17 protein-coding genes and 1 pseudogene are annotated in these 20,826 nt (G+C 66.7%); 11 read left to right on the top strand and 7 right to left on the bottom strand.

Annotated features, from left to right (window positions below; translation table 11 throughout):
• Nucleotides 1–5: 5 nt before the first annotated feature.
• From ACQCSZ_RS05250 to ACQCSZ_RS05225, 6 genes and pseudogenes are all read left to right on the top strand, one after another.
• A complete protein-coding gene (locus tag ACQCSZ_RS05250; RefSeq protein WP_427007022.1) occupies nucleotides 6–3,272 on the top strand; it encodes an efflux RND transporter permease subunit in 3,267 nt (1,088 codons plus the stop codon).
• 110 nt (nucleotides 3,273–3,382) lie between these two features.
• Nucleotides 3,383–4,327, top strand: coding sequence for an endonuclease domain-containing protein (locus ACQCSZ_RS05245; protein WP_427007021.1), 945 nt, complete (start codon nucleotides 3,383–3,385; stop codon nucleotides 4,325–4,327).
• A gap of 245 nt (nucleotides 4,328–4,572) precedes the next feature.
• On the top strand, nucleotides 4,573–5,697 hold the full coding sequence (locus ACQCSZ_RS05240) for an LLM class flavin-dependent oxidoreductase (protein WP_427007020.1): 1,125 nt from the start codon (nucleotides 4,573–4,575) through the stop codon (nucleotides 5,695–5,697).
• The gene (locus ACQCSZ_RS05235) at nucleotides 5,697–6,158 is read left to right on the top strand and encodes a MarR family winged helix-turn-helix transcriptional regulator (protein ID WP_427007019.1); all 462 of its coding nucleotides are present in this window, start codon (nucleotides 5,697–5,699) and stop codon (nucleotides 6,156–6,158) included. Before ACQCSZ_RS05240 ends, ACQCSZ_RS05235 begins: the two co-directional genes overlap by 1 nt.
• 199 nt (nucleotides 6,159–6,357) lie before the next feature.
• Nucleotides 6,358–6,588: pseudogene (locus ACQCSZ_RS05230) on the top strand (hypothetical protein); the annotation flags it as partial.
• Nucleotides 6,589–6,610: 22 nt separating this feature from the next.
• Nucleotides 6,611–7,087: a recombinase family protein gene (locus tag ACQCSZ_RS05225; protein WP_427007018.1), complete on the top strand. Its 477-nt coding sequence runs from the start codon at nucleotides 6,611–6,613 to the stop codon at nucleotides 7,085–7,087.
• A gap of 273 nt (nucleotides 7,088–7,360) precedes the next feature.
• On the opposite strand, the gene iolD is transcribed toward ACQCSZ_RS05225, so the two are convergent.
• The 7 genes from iolD to ACQCSZ_RS05190 all read right to left on the bottom strand — a co-directional run bounded on the left by iolD (nucleotide 7,361) and on the right by ACQCSZ_RS05190 (nucleotide 15,229).
• The gene (gene iolD, locus ACQCSZ_RS05220) at nucleotides 7,361–9,211 is read right to left on the bottom strand and encodes a 3D-(3,5/4)-trihydroxycyclohexane-1,2-dione acylhydrolase (decyclizing) (RefSeq protein WP_427007017.1); all 1,851 of its coding nucleotides are present in this window, start codon (nucleotides 9,209–9,211) and stop codon (nucleotides 7,361–7,363) included.
• The gene (locus ACQCSZ_RS05215; protein WP_427007016.1) at nucleotides 9,211–10,401 is read right to left on the bottom strand and encodes a Gfo/Idh/MocA family protein; all 1,191 of its coding nucleotides are present in this window, start codon (nucleotides 10,399–10,401) and stop codon (nucleotides 9,211–9,213) included. The genes iolD and ACQCSZ_RS05215 overlap by 1 nt, the downstream gene beginning before the upstream one ends.
• Nucleotides 10,398–11,279, bottom strand: a complete 882-nt coding sequence (iolB, locus tag ACQCSZ_RS05210) for a 5-deoxy-glucuronate isomerase (RefSeq protein ID WP_427007015.1) — start codon at nucleotides 11,277–11,279, stop codon at nucleotides 10,398–10,400. The genes ACQCSZ_RS05215 and iolB overlap by 4 nt, the downstream gene beginning before the upstream one ends.
• Nucleotides 11,276–12,178, bottom strand: coding sequence for a Cgl0159 family (beta/alpha)8-fold protein (locus ACQCSZ_RS05205; protein ID WP_427007014.1), 903 nt, complete (start codon nucleotides 12,176–12,178; stop codon nucleotides 11,276–11,278). The genes iolB and ACQCSZ_RS05205 overlap by 4 nt, the downstream gene beginning before the upstream one ends.
• Nucleotides 12,172–13,128, bottom strand: coding sequence for a 5-dehydro-2-deoxygluconokinase (gene iolC, locus ACQCSZ_RS05200; protein WP_427007013.1), 957 nt, complete (start codon nucleotides 13,126–13,128; stop codon nucleotides 12,172–12,174). Before iolC ends, ACQCSZ_RS05205 begins: the two co-directional genes overlap by 7 nt.
• The gene (locus ACQCSZ_RS05195) at nucleotides 13,125–14,036 is read right to left on the bottom strand and encodes a TIM barrel protein (protein ID WP_427007012.1); all 912 of its coding nucleotides are present in this window, start codon (nucleotides 14,034–14,036) and stop codon (nucleotides 13,125–13,127) included. Before ACQCSZ_RS05195 ends, iolC begins: the two co-directional genes overlap by 4 nt.
• Nucleotides 14,037–14,188: 152 nt before the next feature.
• Nucleotides 14,189–15,229, bottom strand: a complete 1,041-nt coding sequence (locus ACQCSZ_RS05190) for a LacI family DNA-binding transcriptional regulator (protein ID WP_427007011.1) — start codon at nucleotides 15,227–15,229, stop codon at nucleotides 14,189–14,191.
• Nucleotides 15,230–15,499: 270 nt separating this feature from the next.
• Here ACQCSZ_RS05190 and ACQCSZ_RS05185 point away from each other — a divergent pair, with 270 nt between their 5' ends.
• The 5 genes from ACQCSZ_RS05185 (at nucleotide 15,500) to ACQCSZ_RS05165 (ending at nucleotide 20,655) form a co-directional block, all read left to right on the top strand.
• Complete coding sequence (locus ACQCSZ_RS05185) at nucleotides 15,500–16,501, top strand: substrate-binding domain-containing protein (protein ID WP_427007010.1); 1,002 nt, start codon at nucleotides 15,500–15,502, stop codon at nucleotides 16,499–16,501.
• 61 nt (nucleotides 16,502–16,562) lie between these two features.
• Nucleotides 16,563–17,612 (top strand): ABC transporter permease, encoded by a 1,050-nt coding sequence (locus ACQCSZ_RS05180; RefSeq protein ID WP_427007009.1) that lies wholly within the window; start codon nucleotides 16,563–16,565, stop codon nucleotides 17,610–17,612.
• Between the two features lie 14 nt (nucleotides 17,613–17,626).
• A complete protein-coding gene (locus tag ACQCSZ_RS05175; protein WP_427007008.1) occupies nucleotides 17,627–18,526 on the top strand; it encodes an ATP-binding cassette domain-containing protein in 900 nt (299 codons plus the stop codon).
• A 99-nt stretch (nucleotides 18,527–18,625) separates the two neighbouring features.
• The gene (locus ACQCSZ_RS05170; RefSeq protein WP_427007007.1) at nucleotides 18,626–19,630 is read left to right on the top strand and encodes a Gfo/Idh/MocA family oxidoreductase; all 1,005 of its coding nucleotides are present in this window, start codon (nucleotides 18,626–18,628) and stop codon (nucleotides 19,628–19,630) included.
• Nucleotides 19,627–20,655, top strand: coding sequence for a Gfo/Idh/MocA family oxidoreductase (locus tag ACQCSZ_RS05165; protein ID WP_427007006.1), 1,029 nt, complete (start codon nucleotides 19,627–19,629; stop codon nucleotides 20,653–20,655). Before ACQCSZ_RS05170 ends, ACQCSZ_RS05165 begins: the two co-directional genes overlap by 4 nt.
• The last annotated feature ends 171 nt before the right edge of the window (nucleotides 20,656–20,826 follow it).

Here is a 20,826-nt window from a genome sequence, read left to right as displayed (position 1 = left end):
ATGAGATGTTCCGGCTCGCAAAGCTGTCGCTGGCCAACCGGGCGCTGATCGCGCTGGTCACCGTGTTCGCGTCCGTCTTCGGCGTGATCACGATGTCCTCGCTGAAGCAGGAGCTCATCCCGTCCATCGAGTTCCCGCAGATCACGGTCATCACCTCGATGCCCGGTGCCTCGCCGGAAGTCGTGGACAAGCAGGTCAGCGCCCCGCTGGAGACGGCGCACAACGGCGTCGAGGGGCTGGAGTCGACGTCGTCCACTTCCCGCAACGGCGTCTCGCAGATCCGCCTGGCGTTCACCTACGGCACCAACCTGGACCGGGCCCGGAACCAGATCGACCGCGCCGTCTCCAACGCCAGGCAGTCGCTGCCGAAGGACGTCCAGCCGCAGGCGATCGCCGGCAGCATCAGCGACTTCCCGATCGTGTACCTCGCCGTCGCCTCGGACAAGCCGCTCAGTGAGCTGAACGCCGACCTCGCCCGGCTCACCGTGCCGCGGCTGCAGAAGCTCGACGGCGTGCGGGGCGCCGAGGTGACCGGCGGCGCCACCCGGCACATCCGGATCCTGCCCCGCCCCGCGGCGATGGCCGCCGCCGGCGCGGGCATCCAGTCCATCAGCAACGCGCTGAAGAACAACGGCACGCTGGTTCCGGCCGGCACCGTCGAGGAACAGGGCAGGACGCTCGCGCTGCAGATCGGCAGCCCGGTGGATTCCCTCGACGCGGTCAAGGCCCTCCCCTTGGGCGGCGCGAAAAACGGCACGACGATCGGGAGCGTGGCCGACGTCAGCATCGCCGAGGACGCCCGCACCTCGATCACCCGGACCAACGGCAAGGAAACCCTGGCCCTCTCCGTCACCAAGAAGCCCGAGGGCGACACCGTGGCGATCTCCCACGCGGTCAAGGACGCCATCCCGCAGCTCGAGGCCGAGCTCGGCTCCAACGCCACGTTCACTCCGGTGTTCGACCAGGCCCCGTTCATCGAGAAATCCATCAAGGACCTGACCACCGAGGGGCTCCTGGGCCTCGGCTTCGCCGTCGCCGTGATCCTGGTGTTCCTGATGTCCGTGCGCTCCACCCTCGTCACGGCCGTGTCGATCCCGCTGTCCCTGCTGATCACCTTCATCGGGCTCTCGGCCACCGGCTACTCGCTGAACATCCTCACCCTCGGCGCGCTCACCATCGCGATCGGCCGCGTCGTTGACGATTCGATCGTCGTCATCGAAAACATCAAGCGCCACCTCAGCTACGGCGAAGCCAAGCTCACCGCGATCCTGACCTCCATCCGGGAAGTGGCCGGCGCCATCACCGCCTCCACCCTGACCACCGTCGCCGTCTTCCTGCCCATCGCCTTCGTGGCCGGCCTCGCCGGCGAGCTGTTCCGGCCCTTCGCGCTGACCGTGACCATCGCGCTGGTCTCCTCGCTGCTGGTCTCGCTGACGATCGTGCCGGTGCTGGCCTACTGGTTCCTGCGGACCCCGGCAGATTCCGGTGTCCCGGACGCGTCCGCGCGGGAGACCGCCGCGAAGGCCCACGAGGCCGAGCAGCGCACCCTCCTGCAGCGCGGCTACCTGCCCGTCCTGACCAAGACCCAGCGGCATCCGGTCCTTACCCTGATCGCCGCCGTCCTCGTGCTCGGCGGCACCGCCGCGATGTCGCCGCTACTCGCCACCGACCTGCTGGGCCGTTCCGGGGAAAACAGCATGACGGTCAAGCAGGAGCTGCCCGCGGGCACGAGCCTCGCCGACGCCGGCGCGGCAGCGGTCAAACTCGAAAATGTGCTGCGCGGCATCGACGGCGTCAAGGACGTCCAGGCCACCACCGGCAACGCCACGGCCGGCTTCTCCGCGCTCCTTTCCGCCGGCGCCTCGAATTCCAGCATCACGGTGGTCACCGACGAAAAGGCCAACCAGGGCAGGCTCCAGGACACCGTCCGCAACGCCCTCGCCCAGCTGTCCGGCGCCGGCAAGATCACCGTCGGCTCCCAGCAGGGCGGCTTCGGCACCTCCTCGACGGTGGACATCACGCTGACGGCCGCGACCTCGGCCGACCTCAGGACCGCCAGCGACGCGATGGTCAAGGCCATGGACGGGGTTCCCGGCAGCAGCGAGGTCAGCACCAACCTCGCCGCCAGCCAGGCCGTGGTCCAGGTGAAGGTGGACCGCGCCAAGGCCGTCGCCGCCGGCCTGAACGAGGAACAGGTCGCCGGCGTGCTCGCCGCCACGGTCAGCCCGATTCCGGCCGGAACCGTGCGCATCGACACCAACGACTTCCCGGTCCGGATCGGCGAGGGCACCCGGTTCAGCAGCATCGGCGCCGTCCGGGACATCCCGCTTCCGACGGCGGCCGGCGCCGTAACGCTGGGCAGTGTCGCCGCCGTCGAGCAGGTGGACGTTCCGGTCTCGATCACCGCCAGCAACGGCCAGCGGACCGCACGCGTCTCCGTCACGCCGTCGGGCGGCAACCTCGGCGCGGTCAGCACCGAAGTGCAGAACCGGCTCACGTCGGTCCCGCTGCCGCCCGGCGTCACCGCGGCGATCGGCGGGGCCACGACGCAGCAGGCCGAGTCGTTCGCCCAGCTGGGCCTGGCGCTGCTGGCCGCCATTGCGATCGTCTACGTCATCATGGTGGCCGCGTTCAAGTCCCTCGTGCAGCCGCTGATCCTGCTCGTGTCCGTCCCGTTCGCCGCGACCGGAGCGATTGCCCTGCTCCTGGTGACCGGCGTGCCGCTGGGCCTGCCCTCGCTGATCGGCATGCTGATGCTGGTGGGCATCGTGGTGACCAACGCGATTGTGCTGATCGACCTCATCAACCAGTACCGCCGGCCGCGGAACGGCGAGCCCGGGATGAGCGTGGCGGACGCGATCACGCACGGGGCCCGGCAGCGCCTGCGGCCGATCCTGATGACAGCCCTGGCCACCGTGTTCGCCCTGACGCCGATGGCCCTGGGCCTGACGGGCGGCGGCGGCTTCATCTCGCAGCCGCTGGCAGTGGTGGTGATCGGCGGCCTGATTTCGTCGACCGCGCTGACGCTGGTGCTGGTTCCGGTGCTGTACCGGCTGGTGGAAGGCCGGCGCGAGCGGAAAGCCCTGCTGAAGGCGCCCCGCCCCGCCCCCCGCCGCACCGCCCGCCACGCCGCCCCGGCACCCCTGGACGACGTCGGCGGGGACTTCGCGGACGACTTCCCTGGCGACTTCGCCGGGGACCTCGATGACTTCCGAGGCGACGCTCCTGATGACCTCCCGGATGCCGTTCCCCTCCCAACTGGCTCGCATTAGTTGTCGTTTAGAGGGCCCAAAACGACAACAATTGCCAGCTAGTTGGGCTCCCGGGGCGCCGGCCTGTGGATAACCCTCCGCAGGCCGCCAGGGTTTGCCACGATGGGGGCATGAAGACGCCTCGACCACTGCCGGAGCCGCTGGGCAGCGCTCCGTTTACGTTCCGGGAAGCGCTCGACGCCGGAGCCAGCCACCGCAGGCTGCGTCACCCTGGGCTTGCGGCACCCAGCCGCGGCATCCGTATCCCTGCGTCGCCGGCCGGACCGCTGGCCGGAGCCGCGGCGCTGGTCCGGCCGCTCACCCGGATCACCGAATTTTCGGCGGCTTCGCATGCCACGGCATTCCGGCTCTGGGCACTGCCCGGATTCCTCCCCGGGGCCGACTCCCCCGGCATCCACATCTCGAGGCCGGACACCATGGCCATTCCGCGGCGGACGGGCGTCGTGGGCCACGTGGGCCAGTTCTTTCCGGACGAGATCACCAGTCTGGACGGCCTCCTGCTCACAAGCCGCACCCGGACATGGCTGGACATCTCCCGGAGGATGAGCATCGACGAACTCACCGTCGTGGCTGACCACCTGATCCGCAGGCCGCGTCCCGAGCTGGAGGGCCGCAGCGAGGCACACGCCAGCATCGGGGAACTCGCGGAGATGCTGGACCGGCACAAGGGCACGCCCGGCATCCGCAAGGCGAGGCTGGCCCTGGAGCAGGCACGGCTCGGCGCCGATTCCGCGCCTGAGACAAGGCTCCGGCTCGCGCTCGGACAGGCAGGTCTGCCGGAGCCCTGCCTGAACCCGCCCACGGAACTGCGGGCCGGCGTCGTGCGCCAACCCGATCTGGGGTACCCCGAATACCGCGTGGCCGTCGAATACGAAGGCGATGGCCACTCCGAGCCTGAGCAGATCATCCGCGATATCTCCCGCGAGGAGGATTTCAGCCGGGCGGGCTGGACGCTGGTCCGGCTGTCGAAGCGTCATATGGCCAACAACGCCCGCTCAGCCGTCACGAAGGTCCGCGCCGCTCTCCTTGACCGGGGCTGGACCCCGCGCGGCTGAACTGCCGCGCTGACTCGGCCCGACCGCGCCCAACCGCGCCCGACCGTGCCCAACTGGATCGCAGTTGTTGCCGTTTTGAGCGCTGAAAACGGCAACAAATGCGAGCTACTTGGGAGGGGCGCGCCGGGGAAGGCCGGGGAATAAGCGGGTGTGGCACACGTTATGCCGGGTGATAGATGCATATGCATGGAAATGGTCTATACTTGAAACAGACCCCAAGAAGTCCAGAGAACGGAAGGCGCATCATGCAAATCGGCGTATTCAGTGTCAGTGACATCACCACTGACCCCACCACCGGCCACACCCCCACCGAAAACGAACGCATCAAGGCGTCCGTGGCCATCGCCAAGAAGGTCGAAGAAATCGGCATGGATGTCTACGCCATCGGCGAGCACCACAACCGGCCGTTCTTCTCCTCCTCCCCCACCACCACCCTGGCCTACATCGCCGCCCAGACCGAGCGCATCATCCTGTCCACGGCGACCACGCTGATCACCACCAATGACCCGGTGAAGATCGCCGAGGACTTCGCCATGCTCCAGCACCTGGCCGACGGCCGCGTGGACCTGGTCCTGGGCCGCGGCAACACGGCTCCGGTCTACCCCTGGTTCGGCAAGAACATCCAGGACGGGGTGGAGCTCGCGATCGAGAACTATTCCCTGCTGCGCCGCCTCTGGGACGAGGACACCGTGAACTGGTCCGGCAAGTTCCGCACCCCGCTGCAGAACTTCACCTCCACGCCCCGCCCGCTCGACGGCGTCGCCCCCTTCGTGTGGCACGGCTCCATCCGCACCCCGCAGATCGCCGAAGTGGCCGCCTACTACGGCGACGGCTTCTTCGCGAACAACATCTTCTGGCCCAAGGAGCACTACCAGCAGCTGATCAGCCTGTACCGGGAGCGCTACGAGCACTACGGCCACGGCAAGGCGGACCAGGCGATCGTGGGCCTCGGCGGCCAGTTCTTCATGCGGAAGAACTCCCAGGACGCCGTCAAGGAGTTCCGCCCGTACTTCGACAATGCCCCGGTCTACGGCCACGGCCCGTCACTCGAGGACTTCACCTCGCAGACCCCGCTGACCGTCGGCAGCCCGCAGGAGGTCATCGAGAAGACCCTCGCCTTCCGGGAGTACTTCGGCGACTACCAGCGCCAGCTGTTCCTGATCGACCACGCCGGCCTGCCGCTGAAGACCGTACTGGAACAGCTGGACCTGTTCGGCGAGGAGGTCCTGCCGGTCCTGCGCAAGGAATACGCCGCCCTCAAGCCGGCCCATGTTCCGGAACCGCCCACCCACGCCGGCCGCGTGGCAGCTTCACTGGCCGCAGGCGCCGTGGCGTCGCAGCCGAGTGAAGCTGCCAGCCAGGACGCGTAATGTCCGCCAAGACGGCCGAGTCCTCTGTCCGCCTGGCCGCGGAGACCTGGGAATCCCTGTTCCGCGCCCAGGTGGCGGTGATGCGCAGGCTGCAGGCCGGCCCCGCCTTCAAATCGCTCGCGATCAACGAGTACGACGTGCTGTTCACGCTCTCCCGGTGCCCCTCCGGCTGGCTCCGCCTCAACGAGCTCAACGACCATGTGCTCCTGAGCCAGTCCAGCCTGAGCCGGCTCGTGGAGCGCCTCGGGAAGCGCGGGCTCGTGGATCGGATGCCGGCCCCCGACGACGGCCGCGGCATCCGCATCCAGCTCACCGAGGCCGGCTGGGAGCTGCAGAAGCAGATCGGCCGGGAGCATGTCCGCGACATCGCCGCGCTCGTCTCCCCGGCCCTCACGGCAGAGGAACAGCAGGAGCTGCGGCGGCTGACGGAAAAGCTGAGGGCCTCGGTGGCGGCTCGCTGAGCGGACGCGGCCACGGGGGGACCGGCCCCCGTGTCATTTTCGAAGTCGTGTGCACAGAGTGTTCGAACTCTGCAGTCAGTCGGTCCTCTTCGAATGTTCTTGAAGTGGCATCATGAGTCATGATCACCCCTGATGCGGTTACTCCGGATCAGCCAGACAGTTGACATCGTCTCCAGATACGCCATGCATAAACGCCAACATGGAGACGCAACAGCCTTCAGCTTTGCCCCGTGCGACGACCTGGAGACCGCCGTGCAGCTGGCGTGGGAGCGGGAACGTCGCGAGACGGCAGCATCGGAGTCGAAGACAGTCGGCCCAAGGCCCCGAATCGAGTTTGAGAAGAGAACACCCACATGGCTGCACACCGTATCGCTACGCCAGAGTCTCCACCCGTGACCAGAACCTTGATCTGCAGTTGGGTGCCCTGAAGGGCGCCGGGTGCGACCGTATCTATGAAGATACGATCAGCGGCCAAAGGCCCGGCGCCCCGGCCTCACCCAGTCGCTGGACGTCGCACGGGCGACACCCTGGCCGCATGGAAGCTGGACCGCCTCGGCCGCAGCGTGAAAGACCTCCTGGACTTCGCCGGCGGTCTGAACGAGCGCGGCATCGGTTTCGTCAGCCTCACCGACGCGATCGACACCACCACGGCCTCCGGCCGCTTCTTCTTCAACGTGATGGCGTCACTGGCCCAGATGGAACGTGAGCTCATGGTCGAACGCACCCAGGCCTGCCTGCAGGCAGCCAGGGAACAGGGCATGGTCGGTGGCCGCAAACGGGTCATGACGGAGGCCAAGATCCGCTCCGCCCGCAAACTCCTCAGCCAGGGAACCCCGCCCAAGGAGGTTGCCAAAAACCTCGGGGTCTCTGTCCCCACGCTCTACCGATGGGTCCCGGCAACGGACATGGCGAAGGATTCAACGCAGTAGCTGGTGTCATTCGGTGCAGACGGGTTCGAACACCCAAATGTTCACACCCGAAGTTAACAGTCACAAGCGGTCGCGGAAAGCCGCGGATTCGCACACGCCGCCTTGAGCTGCCGGGAACCAGGGCCCACACGGAAGCCGCTGAGTACCGGAACCTCAAAAGGTGATCACGTCGCTGCGGCCGGCGACGCGTGGGCAGCGTGGAAATGGTTCAGGCCGGGCGAGTGCCCGGCCTGAACCATTTCTAATCCCGAACCCGCCCGGTTCCTGAACCCGTCAGATGCCGCGGCGTTGACCGGCGAGGCCTTCATCCATGGCTGCCCGGGCAGCGGTGACCTCCGGACGGTCACTGGTGGTCGGTACGCCCACCTCCCAGAAGGCGCCGCCGAGCGTCCAGTCGCTGGCCCGGACCTTGGTGACGATCACCGTGGTCCGGTCAGCGGTCCGGGCCGCCGCCAGGGCTTCGCGCAGCTCGTCCATGTCTTCGACCGTGAACGTCAGGGCCCCCAGGGCCTGGGCGTGGGCATGGAAATCCACCCGGACGGAAGACCCCGGGCCGCGCGCATCGCTGAGCATGTTGTTGTACGACGCGCCGCCCTGTCCGACCTGCAGGCGTTCGATGACGGCGTAGCCCTCGTTGTCGCAGACCACCAGCACAAACTTCTTGCCGGAGAGCACGGAGGAGTAGATGTCCGAATTCAGCATCAGGAACGAGCCGTCGCCGACCATCGCGTAAACCTGTCCGGAGGTCCGGGCGAACGCCGCACCCCAGGCTCCCGCGATTTCGTAGCCCATGCAGGAGAATCCGTATTCCGTGTCGACCGTGGCGATCCCCTTGCTCGCCCAGTTGACGTTCACCTCGCCGGGCAGGCCGCCCGCCGCAGTGAGGATGTAGTCCTCGGCGGTGGCACTTCCGTGCACTTCGGCGATCAGTTGGGCGTAGCTCGGGGGCCAGTGGCCATCAGGCGCGGCGCGGCCGGCAACGAATGCCTCCAGCCCTGCGCGTGCCTCGGATGCCCGCGCCGTCCAGTCCTGCTCAGCGGTCCACCCCTGCAGGGCTTTCTGGAGACTGACCAGCGATTCACGCGCGTCGCCGATGACCGGCAGCGCGCGGTGTTTGAGGGCATCGAACCTCGCGGCGTTGAGCGCCACGATCCTGGCATCCGGGGCGAACGCGGTCCAGGAACCGGTGGTAAAGTCCTCGAGCCGGGTCCCCACCGCGATGATGAGATCCGCGTCCCGGACCACGGCGTTGGTGGCTTCGGCGCCGGCCACGCCGACCGGGCCTGCATAGCAGGGATGGTCCGGCAGCAACGCCGATTTTCCGGCCACCGTCTCCACCACGGGGATACCCAGGGCTTCGGCGATTTCTCCCAGCTCGGCTTCCGCGAGGGAGTAGTGGACTCCTCCGCCGGAGATGATCACCGGCCGCTCAGCGTTCCGGATGGCCTCGGCTGCCAGCTCGACCTGGCCGAAATCGGGCCGTGGGCGGGAGATCCTGTGCACGTGGGTGGTGAAGAACTCCACCGGGTAATCGTAGGATTCAGCCGCGACGTCCTGGGGCAGGCCAAGGAAGACCGGTCCGCAGTCCGCCGGGTCCAGGAGCGTGCCCACCATCTGCGGCAGTGAGGAAAGCAGCTGTGCCGGGTGGGTGATCCGGTCCCAGTAGCGCACGACCGGCCGGAACCCGTCATTTACTGTGGTCGACGGCGCTCCGAAGTGCTCCACCTGCTGGATGACCGGGTCCTGGAGCCTGGAGTTGAAGGTGTCGCCGGAGATGAAGAGCACGGGCAGCCGGTTGGCCATGGCGACCCCGGCCGCGGTGATGAAGTTCGTGGCGCCCGGGCCGATCGAGGAAGAGCACACCATGACCTGCCGGCGGCGCATGGCTTTCGCGAAACCCGCCGCAGCCAGGCCCATGCCTTGTTCGTTCTGGCCCCGCCACACCGGGATCTCGTCACGATGGCTTTCCAGGGCGTGGCCGAGGCTGGTGACGTTGCCGTGACCGAAGATCGCCAGCACACCGGGGAACAGCGGGACTTCCTGCCCGTCCACGACGGTCCGCTGCGCGATCAGGTACCTGACGATCGCCTCCGACGTTGTGATGCGTACCGTTTCGCCGCCCATCAGGATGCTCCTTCGTTCTCGGCCAGGTCCACGACCGTCTGCCATGAACGCGATTTCCACGAGTCGATGAGAGCCTGCTGGACGCTCACGACGTCGACTGCTTCCCTGAAGCTCGGCGAGAAGGGTGCCCCGGTCGCGAGGCTCTCCATGAAGTTGAAGTCCTCGATCGCCACGAGGTCTTCGAAGCCGATGGAGTTGGCCTGCCCGGGGACGAATGCGCCGTGGAAGGGGAACCGGTCCCCGCCGCGCACCGTCGTGTATCCGGTGTCATCGCCGGTGCCGAGCTTGTACACTTCGAGCTCATTGATGCGCTCGTGGTTCCACTTCAGCGAGCCCTTCGTGCCGTAGACCTCAAAGGCGTTCTCGGACTCGGGACCCACGATCGTCCGGCTGCTCTCAAAAGTGCCGGTGGCACCGTTGGAGAAGCGGCACAGCATCGAGGCGAAGTCTTCGTTCTCGACCTCGCCGGTCGGGTCCTCTGCCGAACCGCGGCCGTAGTGGCTCGCGGTTCCGGACGGCAGCGGGCGCCGGGTGATGGTGGTGTTCTGCATTCCGACAACTTCCTCGATGCCGCCCACCAGGAACTGTGCCATCGACACCGAGTGGCTGAGAATATCGCTGGTGACGCCGTACCCGGCCTCGGCGAGTTTGAACCGCCAGGTCAACAGGCCCAGTTCGTCGCTGCCGTACATCGTCAGGAACCGGCCCCGGTAGTGGGTGATCTCGCCCAGCTCACCGGACGCGATCAGGTCGCGGGCGTGGAGCACCAGGGGGCTCCACACGTAGTTGTACCCGACGCCGGTGCGCACGCCGGCGGCTTCGGCGGCGCGGAAGGCCTGCACGGCCTGTTCCGGCTTGCCGCCGATCGGCTTCTCGCTGAAGACGGCCTTTCCTGCTGCGCAGGCGGCTTCGATCATCGGCAGGTGCAGCATGTTGGGTGCGGTCACCCAGACGGCGTCGACGTCCGGATCGTTGATGGCCTCGCGCCAGTCTTCCACGGCACGTTCAAACCCGAAGTCGTTGACTGCGCGTTCCCGCAGGGCCGGCGCCGTGTCAGCGCAGACGACAAGCCGTGGCTCAAAGGAGCGGTCCGGGAACAGCGAGGGAATCCGCAGTGCGGAACGGCTGTGCGCCTGTCCCATCCATCCCAGCCCGAGTACCGCAATTCCGATGCTTCGTCGATTTGTCATACGTTGATCACTCTTCCGTGTGCTGAGGTCAGGGGCAGGCGGGGGTCGGGCTCCTGGCCCTCCCACGCCTCGCGGATCCAATGGTGTGTGGCGTCATCGCAAAATGCCATGGTGCGGTCTTCGTTCGGCCCGGCAAGGACGTTCAGGAAGTACATCGGGTATTCCGGCGGGGCGACGGACGGGCCGTGGTAGCCGTGCGGGACCAGGTAGACGTCCCCGTCGTGGAGCGTCACGGTCTCGTCGACAGAACCATCAACGGAGTAGACGTGGAACAGGCCCTGGCCGTCCGGTTCGCCGTGTGCGGAGTCGCCGCGGCCGATCCGGAAGTAGTAAATCTCCTCGTTGTTGACCGTACAGCCGTCCAGGCCGTCGTGGCGGTGCGGCGGCCACGAGGACCAGTTGCCGCCGGGCGTAATCACCTCACACACGTTGATTCGGTGGGCGGCCGAGAAAGACCCGGGGGTCGCGATGTTGGCGATCTGGCGGGTTGCCCGGCCGGCGCCGCGGACTTCGACGGGGACGTCTTCGGCGCGGACATGGGCCACCGGGAAGCGTTCCGAAGCGCGGGCGGTGCAGACGGCGACTTCTCCGGAAGCGCCGCTGATCGTCAGTTTCGATCCGACCGGTGCGTAGAGCCAGTCGGAGACCGCGGCGAAGACTCCGTCGCGTCCTTCCAGCAGGTAGGGCTCGCCGTCGACGGTGACGCCGATGTTGCGCGCCGAGAGCGGCACGATGACCGCCTCGTCCTGCGTCAACTCAATCTCGACGGTCACGCCCGGCTGAAGCGTCCTGACGTCGAGGCCGCTGTAGGCCCAGCCTGCCTCTTCCGGGGTGACGGACGCGTCGCTGCCGGCAACCGCGGGCCGGTGCCAGCTCATCGGTTCGCCCCGTGGACGAGGTCCGACGCCTGCCGGACTGCTGCCTCAACGGTCCCGGCATGCGGGTAGAGCAGGGCCCTTCCGGCCACCAGTCCTCTGACGTTTGGTTCTTTCATGGCGTTCTCCCATCGTGCGAATGTCTGTGCAGTGTCTTTGCCGGGGTCCCCGCCGAGCATCAGGACGGGCATTGACGTCGCGCCAGCGACTTCCGCCATCCGGTCCGTGGTGGGGAGCTTGAGCCAGGTGTGAGCCGAGGACGACCCCAGTCCGGAGGCAATGGCGACGACCTTGATGAGCCGTTCGTCCGACTCGTCGAGGACGGCGAGGCCGGCGTCGTTGAGGAGGTACGGCAGCGGCTCAAGCAGGCTCATGATGCCGCGGTCGGCCAGCTGGGTGATGGCGGCGGCGACGGTCTCGATCGTGCGGGCGACCCCGGGGTCGGTGTCTTCGATCCGGAGCAGCATTTTTCCGCCGTCAAGGCCGTAGGCGGCGACGTGGTCGGCGTCGTAGGCGCTCATGCGGTCGTCGAGTTCCCACTGCGTGCCGATGACTCCGCCGCGGTTCATGGTGCCGATGGCCAGCCGGCCTTCGAGCACGCCGAGCCAGGCCAGTTCCTCGAGGATGTCCGCGCTGGCGAGGACACCGTCGACGTCGGGATTGGCCAGGGCCCGCACGATCCGGTCCAGCATCGTGTAGCGGTCGGCGATGGCGAGCGGATCACCGCCGGCCGCGAGCTTACCGCGGGCCGTGTGGTCCGCGGCCAGGATCAGGAGCCGGCCGTCTTTCCCGGCGAGGCTGCGCCGGGACCTGTTCACCAGTGCGGTCTGCAATGATTTCGGCTCAAAGATGCGGGCCTCGATGAGGGCCCTGTAGCTGGTTTCGTCGAGGTGCGTCAGCACGATTCCTTCTCCTTGGTTATGAACATTGATTCGAGTTCCTCGAGGGTCGGCATCGCTTCGGCGCATGCCAGCCGGCTTGCGACCAGGGCGCCGGCGGCGTTGGCGAAATGCCCGATCCGCTCCGGGGCCCAGCCGTTGAGCAGCCCGTGCGACAGTGCGCCGCCGAAGGCATCGCCGGCACCGAGTCCGGACACCACTGCGACCGGAATCGGGGCGATGGTCCACCGCTCGCCGCCCGCGGCCAGGTACACGCCGTCGCCGCCGAGCTTGATCACCGCCAGTTCGACGCCGGCGCCCAGGAGTGCGGCGGCCGCCGTCTCAGGATCCCGGGTACCCAGTGCCATTTCGCATTCGTCCAGGTTGCCGATCACGACGGTGGACAGTCCGATGGCCGTCCGGCTCGCCCGCCGGGAGGTCTCCAGATCGGGCCAGAGCGCGGGCCGGTAGTCCAGGTCCAGGATGGTGTGACCGGCCCGGCCGCGCTGCTCCAGCCAGGTCATCGCCGCCGACGCCGTTGTCCCCTGCGCGAGTGCGCCGTGACTGATCCACAGCACCCCGCAGTTCCGCACTGTTTCCGGATCCAGGTCGGCCGCGACCAGGGTGGTGTCCGGCGCCGGGTTGCCGCGGTAGAACGCCACCTGCGGTGTTTCGGCCGGGGCGAGGGCCGTCAAGGCCAGGGGCGTCTGGCCCTGCGGGTCGATTCCCACGTGATCGACGGTGACTCCCCAGCCTGCCAACCGGTTCCGGACAAAGGTGCCGAATCCGTCGCCGCCGACTTTGGTGACGATCGCTGCCCGCCGCCCCAGCCGGGCGGCGGCGACGGCGACGTTGGTCGGGCTCCCGCCCACAGACTTGGTGAACGACTGCGGCCCGTCAAAGCCCACGTTCATTTCGACCCCATACAGATCGACGCTGACGCGTCCGACGCAGATGACCTCCGGGATGCTCATGCGATGACCCGCTTCCCGAGCGTCGGGGCGACAATGTCCTGGAGGTACTTCAGTGATGACTGCACCTCTTGGCCCGGTCCCTGCCCCTCGGCCGGCACGGCCCCGGCGATCGCGGTGTCCTGCTCAATCACATACGAGCCCCGGTAGTTCGCTGCTTCCAGCGCCTGGATGACGCCGGCAATATCGACGTCGCCGCGGCCCAACTGGGTGAACAGTCCCGCCTGTGTCGCTGCCTTCAGTGACACTTCGCGGTCCAGCACGGCCGGGACCATATCCAGCCGGACGTCCTTGAGGTGGACATGTCCCACACGCTCGACGGCGTCCTTGGCGAACTGGACCGGGTCAATGCCGCCGATGGCCAGATGACCCGTGTCCAGGCACCAGTTGACGTCACACGTGTCAAGAATCCGGTGGACGTCGTCCGCGGTTTCCACGAGCGTCTGCACATGCGGGTGCAGGACCTGCACCAGGCCGTGCTCGGCACAGATTTCATCGATCAGGGCGAGCGTCTCGACCATGTGGCGGTGCTCGCCGGCGGTCAGGGCACGCGGGATGGACCAGTCGGCGTCCATGATCGCCGCCGAAATAAACAGCTTGGCGCCCGATTCCGCCAGCAACCGCGCCGTGGCACGGGCCTGCTTGAGCGTGGCATCGCGCCTGGATGCCACGTGCGGTTCGATCGGCGTGAATCCGCCGGACAGCGTCATACCGAATTCGGCGAGCAGGGCCTTCACCGAGCCCGGTTCCTGCGGAAGAAAGCCCGGCGCGCCAAGCTCCGTGGCCGTGAACCCTAGATCCGACATCTCCTGCAGGACGCGGCGGGTGGGGAGCATGGCACCCCACCCGGGCACCTCGCAGATGCCCCAGGAAATGGGCGCCGATGCGACGCGTGCGAGAAAATCACTCAATTCTGTACCACCTCATCGTGTTTGGATCGTTCCAAGTAATGCGACAACGATGACATACAGATCCACGGGGCGCAAGCATTTTCGGGAAATGCAGAATTCTCGGCGCTTCCACCCTTGAGCGGGCACGGGCGGCCAGTGCCCGGCCGCAGGGGCTAGAGTGCGGGTGCGCCCGCCGGGCGGGGTTCCTCCGGCGCCGCGCTGCTGCGGCGAATCACCAGTTCAGGGGCCAGCAGGGTCTCCGTGCCGGGATCCTCCGGCGCGGCGATGCGGCGGACCAGCGCCTGGGCGGCAGCGACACCTGTCCCATACCCGGCGGCGTCCACGGACGTGAGGTTAATGTGGCCGATCCCGGCCAGATAGCTGTTGTCATAGCCGACAACAGACAGCTGTCCGGGAATCGAAATTCCCAGCTCGAAGGCGGCGTCCAGAACCCCGACGGCGGCCAGGTCGTTGACGGCGAACACTGCCGTGGGCCGGTCCGCCTGCCGGAGGAGCTGCAGCGCGGAGGCATGGCCCTGTTCCTCCGTATTGCCGCTGCGCGTCACGGCGGGCCGGAGGCCGTGGGCGCGCATGGTGGATCTGTAGCCCTCTTCCCTGAGCCGGGCGACCTGGCCGCTGTCGCCCGCCACATGGGCAATCCTGCGGTGGCCGAGGGAAATCAGGTGTTCGACGGCCATCCGCCCGCCGGCCGCGTCGTCGTTGGCAACGACGTCGACTCCCGGCAGCGAGAAGTTCCTGCTGCTGAGGACGACGGTGGGCACCTTCCTGGCGGCATCTTCCAGATCGGCGGTCTGCGGCATGGTGCCGGCGAGGATCAGCCCGTCCACGTTCCGGTCAAGGAACGTACTGACAATCGATTGCCCGCTGGCTCTGCCCAGGCGCTGTTCCCCCAGCAGCATGTGGAGCCCGTTCTCGGCCAGGACGTCGTTGATGCCGCGCAGCGATTCGAGGAACCAGGGGTTCCGAAGGTCGTTGAGAATCACGCCGACAGCGCGCGTGCGGACCTGGACCAATGCCCGCGCTGCCGTATTGGGCCGGTAGTCGAGGGCTTCAATGGCCGTCAGGACGGCTTCGCGCTTGTCCGGACGGACGAGGGGCGAGTCATTGAGGACCAAGGAAACCAGCGATTTGGAGACGCCTGCCTGCAGCGCCACATCCACGATGGTCGCTCGTCCCGGCCGCTTGCCCGCCATTCGTAACCCCTTCAGGTCCTGCCCGCCAACCCTTGACGGTGCACTTCAACCAATGTACGCTCATCTCGATTTGGAACGCTACAAATGCGGTGGAATCTATTCTTCGTCACGCTACCGCTTTGACTGTCCGTTCCCGAGGATCACCGGGAATACAGGTCAGAGACCCTCAGGCGCCCTGTACCCGGACGTCACTTCACCTATCGGGGACCACGGACTGCCGAATTACGGGCTAGGTCCGGCTCCATCCCACCATTCAAGGAGAAATTTACGATGAAGAAAATTTCGTGGCGGAAGGCGGCACTGGTTGCTGCTGTTGTACCCATGCTGGCCCTGAGCGCGTGCTCGAGCACCGGCGGCAAGCCAGCAGATTCAGGCAATGCGGCTGGCGGGGGCCAGGCGGCCTCGACGCCCCGGATCAAAATCGCCTTGATCACCCACGCCGGGCCGGGTGACACCTTCTGGGACATTGTCCGCCGGGGCGCCGAAGAGGCATCTGCGAAGGACAACGTGGAACTGCTCTACACCTCGGATCCGGAAGGTGGCCGGCAGGCCCAGCTGATCCAGCAGGCCATCGACCAGAAGGTGGACGGAATCGCCGTGACCCTGGCGAAGCCGGATGCTCTTAAGGACGCGTTGAAGAAGGCCACCGACGCCGGAATCCCGGTGGTGAGCCTGAATGCCGGCGAATCGGTCTCCGCCCAGCTCGGAGCTTTTACGCACTTCGGCTCGGATGAGAGAGTGGCGGGTGCGGCTGTCGGTGCCCGCCTGGCCGCTGAAGGTGTGGCGCATCCGATCTGCGTCATCCACGAGCAGGGAAACGTGTCGTTGGAAGCCCGGTGTGCCGGTGTGAAGTCCAAGGTGCCCGGATCGGAGATCCTGTACGTCACCGGAACGGACATGACCCAGGTTTCTTCCACCGTGACGGCAAAGCTGCAGGCCACCCAGGGCGCTGACGCCATCATCGGCCTGGGTGCACCGTTCACCCTGACCATGGTCAAGGCCGTGGAGTCCCTGCACCTGAAAGACAAAGTCAAGGTGGTGTCCTTTGACCTGAACGGTGAGCTGAACCAGGCCATCATCGACGGCAAGGTCGTCTTCACCGTGGACCAGCAGCCGTGGCTGCAGGGCTATGGCGCGGTTGATGCGCTGTGGCAGAACAAGCGTGGCGGTTTCAAGCTCGGCGGCGGCCAGCCGGTGCTGACCGGTCCTGCCATTGTTGACCAGTCGAACGCAGCCGATGTCCTGAAGTTCGCCGCTGAAGGCATCCGCTAAGGATGCTCGCGCCGGGTTCCGGGGTGAGGGCCCGGAACCCGCCCGACGTAGGAGAAGCACCATGACCCAAACCATATCCAAGACGCCGCCCGTGGTGTCCGATGAGCGCGTCGCCAAGCGCAACCCGTTGCAGAAACTCCTCGGACGTCCCGAGGTCGGTGCCCTCGTCGGCGCCATCGTCCTGTTCATCTTCTTCGCTTCGGTGTCCCAGACGTTCATCCAGCCCAATGCATTCGCCACGGTGCTCTATGGCAGTTCCACGATCGGCATCATGGCGGTGGGGGTGTCCTTGCTGATGATCGGCGGGGAGTTTGACCTTTCCACCGGTGTCGCCGTGATCTCCTCGGCGCTGACGGCGTCGATGTTCAGCTGGTACTTCAACACCAATGTCTGGGTCGGTGTCGGCCTGGCCCTGGTGGTCTCCTTGTCCATCGGCTTCATCAACGGCTGGATCCTGATGAAGACCAGGCTGCCCAGCTTCATCGTCACCCTGGCGACGTTCCTGATGCTGACCGGCCTGAACCTGGGCCTGACCAGGATGATCGGCGGCGGCGTGTCCTCCCCGTCGATCTCCACCATGGACGGCTACAAGACCGCGCAGGCGGTGTTCTCCTCCTCGGTGAACATCGGCGGCGTCGACGTCAAAAACACGGTGTTCATCTGGATCGTCCTCGTGGCGGTGGCCTCCTGGGTGCTGCTGCGGACCAAGGTCGGCAACTGGATCTTCGCCGTCGGCGGGGACGCGAACGCGGCCCGCGCCGTGGGTGTGCCGGTCAAGGCGACCAAGATCGGCCTGTTCATGGGCGTGGGCTTCTGCGGCTGGATCCTGGGCATGCACAACCTGTTCGCGTTCGACGCCGTGCAGTCCGGCGAGGGCGTGGGCAACGAATTCCTCTACATCATCGCCGCGGTCATCGGCGGCTGCCTGCTCACCGGCGGGTACGGCTCGGCCGTAGGCGGGGCGATCGGCGCGTTCATCTTCGGGATGGCCAACAAGGGCATCGTCTACGCCCAGTGGAACCCGGACTGGTTCAAGTTCTTCCTGGGCCTGATGCTGCTCCTGGCCACCATCGTGAACCTCATCGTCAAGCGCCGCGCGGAACTCAAGTAAAGGGGCCGAACACTATGAACGCGAAACAGATCGACCAGCAGACGCTGCTGCAGAATGAAAAAGATCCCCTCACGCACACTCCGGTGCACCTGCTCTCCCTCGAAGGGGTGGGCAAGCACTACGGCAACATCGTCGCCCTCAGCGATGTGACCATGGCCGTGGACAACGGCCGCGTCACCTGCGTCCTGGGCGACAACGGCGCGGGCAAGTCCACGCTGATCAAGATCATCGCCGGCCTGCACCAGCACGACGCGGGGGTCCTGAACATCATGGGCGAACCGCGGAAGTTCGATTCGCCCCGGGACGCCCTGGACGCCGGCATCGCCACCGTCTACCAGGACCTCGCGGTGGTCCCGCTGATGCCGATCTGGCGTAACTTCTTCCTCGGCTCCGAGCTGACCAGCGGTTTCGGGCCGTTCAAGAGCATGGATGTCCAGCAGATGAAGGACATCACCAAGAAGGAACTCGCCGAGATGGGCATCGACCTGCGCGACGTGGAGCAGCCCATCGGCCAGCTCTCCGGCGGCGAACGCCAGTGCGTGGCGATCGCCCGGGCCGTGTACTTCGGCGCCAAGGTCCTGATCCTGGACGAGCCCACCGCGGCGCTGGGCGTGAAGCAGTCCGGCGTGGTGCTGCGCTACATCCTGCAGGCCCGCGACCGCGGCCTCGGCGTCATCTTCATCACCCACAACCCGCACCACGCCTTCCCCGTCGGCGACCGGTTCCTGCTGCTCAAACGCGGCAAGTCGATCGGCTACTACGACAAGAAGGACATCACCCTCGACGAGCTCACCGCCCAGATGGCCGGCGGCGCCGAACTCGCCGAACTCGCCCACGAACTCGAACAACTCGGCGGCCACGGCGACGTGGTCAAAGAAGTCGAAGTCGAGCTGGAGACCACACGCCGCCGCTGACTCTGGCCGGACGTCCGGCGCCCCAATGGCGCCGGTCGGTTACCGTCCGCTACGACATTACGGTCCGTGCCGGGCCGGACAAGAGATTGGACTCAAGGAATGAGCATTCGGGTTGGCGTCATAGGTGCCGGAATTATGGGCATGGACCACATCACGAACCTGGCAACAGCCATCAGCGGCGCAGACGTCAGCTTCGTGGCAGACATTGACGGTGCCCGGGCAGCCGAGGCGGCTCAGCAGGTGGGTGCCCGTTCCACAACGGACCCTTCCGCACTGATCAACTCCAGTGAGGTGGACGCGGTGGTCATTGCCTCCCACGACTCCACCCACGCCGAACTCATCTTTGCCTGTCTGCAGGCCTCAAAACCTGTGCTCTGCGAGAAACCCCTGGCGCCGACGGTGGACGAGTGCCGCCGGATTGTGGCCGCCGACGAGGAAACAGTGGCAGCCACCGGCAGGTCGCTGCTGTCCCTGGGATTCATGCGGCGTTTCGACCCCGGGTACCAGGAACTGCTCCGCTTTACCGGGTCCGGGGGCGCCGGGGCGCCGCTCATGGTGCACTGCGTGAGCCGGAATGTCGCCTCGGGCCCCAACACCACCACCGCGACGGCCATAACCAATTCAGCGATTCATGAACTGGACATCATCCCGTGGCTTCTGGGATCACCCATCGTGGAAGTGGCCTGGCACGCCGGAAGAAGGTCCGCAAGCGCCCCTGACGGACTGCACGACCCTGCGTTGATGCTGCTGCGCACGGCCGACGGCATCCTCACCACCCTGGAACTGTTCCTCAACGCCCAGTACGGCTACAGCACCCTGTGTGAGGTGGTGTCCGAGCGCGGCACGGCCAGCCTCGCGGAGCCTGCCCTGCTGAGCACCAATGAGTCCCTCCGGCAGTCAACGCGCTACCCGGAAGACTGGCGCCCGCGTTTCGCGGACGCATACCGGATTGAACTGCAGGCCTGGATCCGTTCCCTTCTGGACCAGACGGCGTCGCCCCTGGCCACAGCCCGCGACGGCCTTCACGCAGCCCAGGTTGCGCAGGCCCTCATTGCCGCCTCCGGCGACACCCACAACGCTTTTACCAAGGTGGACTACTCATGACCCCACAGGCCCTGCCCGCTTCCCGGGTCCCCGATCCCATGGATGCCCCCATGCTGCGCTGGGGGATCATGGGCCCCGGCTGGATTGCCGAACTATTCACCCGGTCCCTCCAGGCCCACACCCGCCAGGTCGTTACGGCTGTGGGATCCCGTTCCCTGGACCGTTCGCAGGCCTTCGCCGCACGGCACGGCATCCCCGCCGCTTACGGCAGTTATGAAGAGTTGGCCGCCGCGGACGCCGTCGATGTCGTTTACGTAGCTACACCGCACAACTTCCACCACGCCGCCGCCGCCGTGGCGCTGGCCGCTGGAAAGCATGTCCTCATCGAGAAGCCGATCGCCATGAACGCCGCCGAGGCCCGCGACATCCGGGACCGGGCCGAGGCAGCCGGGCTGTTCGCGGCCGAAGCCCTCTGGAGCTTCTTCCTGCCCAAGTTCGACGTGGCCCGCCAGGTCATCGAATCGGGGACGTTGGGCAAGCTGACCACCGTCATTGCCGAATACGGCGAACACTACGACCCGAGCAACCGCATCTTTGACCCGGCCCTGGCCGGCGGACCGCTGCTTGACCTGGGCACATATCCGCTCGCTCTCATCACAACCCTGCTCGGTGAACCCAGCCAGGTGAAAGCCATCGGAACGGACCACGACTCCGGGGTCAACGGCCAAATCTCCGCCATCATGTCCTTTCCCGGCGGGGCGCAGGCCATCGTCAACACACAGCTGCACAACTTCACGCCCACCGCGGCAAGCCTGGTCGGCCGGAAGGCAACGCTGAATTTCGACGGGATGTTCAACCGGCCCGGCGGGTTCGACGTCCGCTACCCGGACGGAACGGCCCTGCGGTATGACGAACCGGCAGGTTCGCATTTTGACGGCCTGCATTTCCAGGCTGCCGCAGCTGCCCGCAGCATCCACGCCGGCGGCCGCGGGGTCCCGGAACGCCCACTGTCGGAATCAATCACGACCATGGACGTGGCGGACGAAATCCGCCGCCAGCTGGGCATCGTCTTCCCGGGCGAGTAGCGGGCGCCCAGGCCAAACTTCCCGGCGCACTATGAACAACCCTGCGCTAGCGGGGTCATGACCGAGTCCAAGATCCAGTGCAGACGACTTCGAAAAATGACACCCCGGCCGTTGCCGGATGACCTGCCGGATGACCTGATCGGAAAATGCAGGTGACCTGACTGCGGCCGG

Origin of the sequence: Pseudarthrobacter sp. H2, assembly GCF_050157045.1 — a bacterium.
Taxonomy (GTDB): Bacteria; Actinomycetota; Actinomycetes; order Actinomycetales; family Micrococcaceae; genus Arthrobacter.
This window is presented reverse-complemented; position numbering and strand designations above follow the sequence as displayed.

Excerpts from the sequence above, each read along its gene's own strand:
- ACQCSZ_RS05250 (WP_427007022.1), top strand. The coding sequence starts at position 6 with ATGTTCCGGCTCGCAAAGCTGTCGCTGGCCAACCGGGCGCTGATCGCG.
- ACQCSZ_RS05245 (WP_427007021.1), top strand. The coding sequence starts at position 3,383 with ATGAAGACGCCTCGACCACTGCCGGAGCCGCTGGGCAGCGCTCCGTTT.
- ACQCSZ_RS05240 (WP_427007020.1), top strand. The coding sequence starts at position 4,573 with ATGCAAATCGGCGTATTCAGTGTCAGTGACATCACCACTGACCCCACC.
- ACQCSZ_RS05235 (WP_427007019.1), top strand. The coding sequence starts at position 5,697 with ATGTCCGCCAAGACGGCCGAGTCCTCTGTCCGCCTGGCCGCGGAGACC.
- ACQCSZ_RS05225 (WP_427007018.1), top strand. The coding sequence starts at position 6,611 with ATGAAGATACGATCAGCGGCCAAAGGCCCGGCGCCCCGGCCTCACCCA.
- iolD (WP_427007017.1), bottom strand. The coding sequence starts at position 9,211 with ATGGGCGGCGAAACGGTACGCATCACAACGTCGGAGGCGATCGTCAGG.
- ACQCSZ_RS05215 (WP_427007016.1), bottom strand. The coding sequence starts at position 10,401 with ATGACAAATCGACGAAGCATCGGAATTGCGGTACTCGGGCTGGGATGG.
- iolB (WP_427007015.1), bottom strand. The coding sequence starts at position 11,279 with ATGAGCTGGCACCGGCCCGCGGTTGCCGGCAGCGACGCGTCCGTCACC.
- iolC (WP_427007013.1), bottom strand. The coding sequence starts at position 13,128 with ATGAGCATCCCGGAGGTCATCTGCGTCGGACGCGTCAGCGTCGATCTG.
- ACQCSZ_RS05190 (WP_427007011.1), bottom strand. The coding sequence starts at position 15,229 with ATGGCGGGCAAGCGGCCGGGACGAGCGACCATCGTGGATGTGGCGCTG.
- ACQCSZ_RS05185 (WP_427007010.1), top strand. The coding sequence starts at position 15,500 with ATGAAGAAAATTTCGTGGCGGAAGGCGGCACTGGTTGCTGCTGTTGTA.
- ACQCSZ_RS05180 (WP_427007009.1), top strand. The coding sequence starts at position 16,563 with ATGACCCAAACCATATCCAAGACGCCGCCCGTGGTGTCCGATGAGCGC.
- ACQCSZ_RS05175 (WP_427007008.1), top strand. The coding sequence starts at position 17,627 with ATGAACGCGAAACAGATCGACCAGCAGACGCTGCTGCAGAATGAAAAA.
- ACQCSZ_RS05170 (WP_427007007.1), top strand. The coding sequence starts at position 18,626 with ATGAGCATTCGGGTTGGCGTCATAGGTGCCGGAATTATGGGCATGGAC.
- ACQCSZ_RS05165 (WP_427007006.1), top strand. The coding sequence starts at position 19,627 with ATGACCCCACAGGCCCTGCCCGCTTCCCGGGTCCCCGATCCCATGGAT.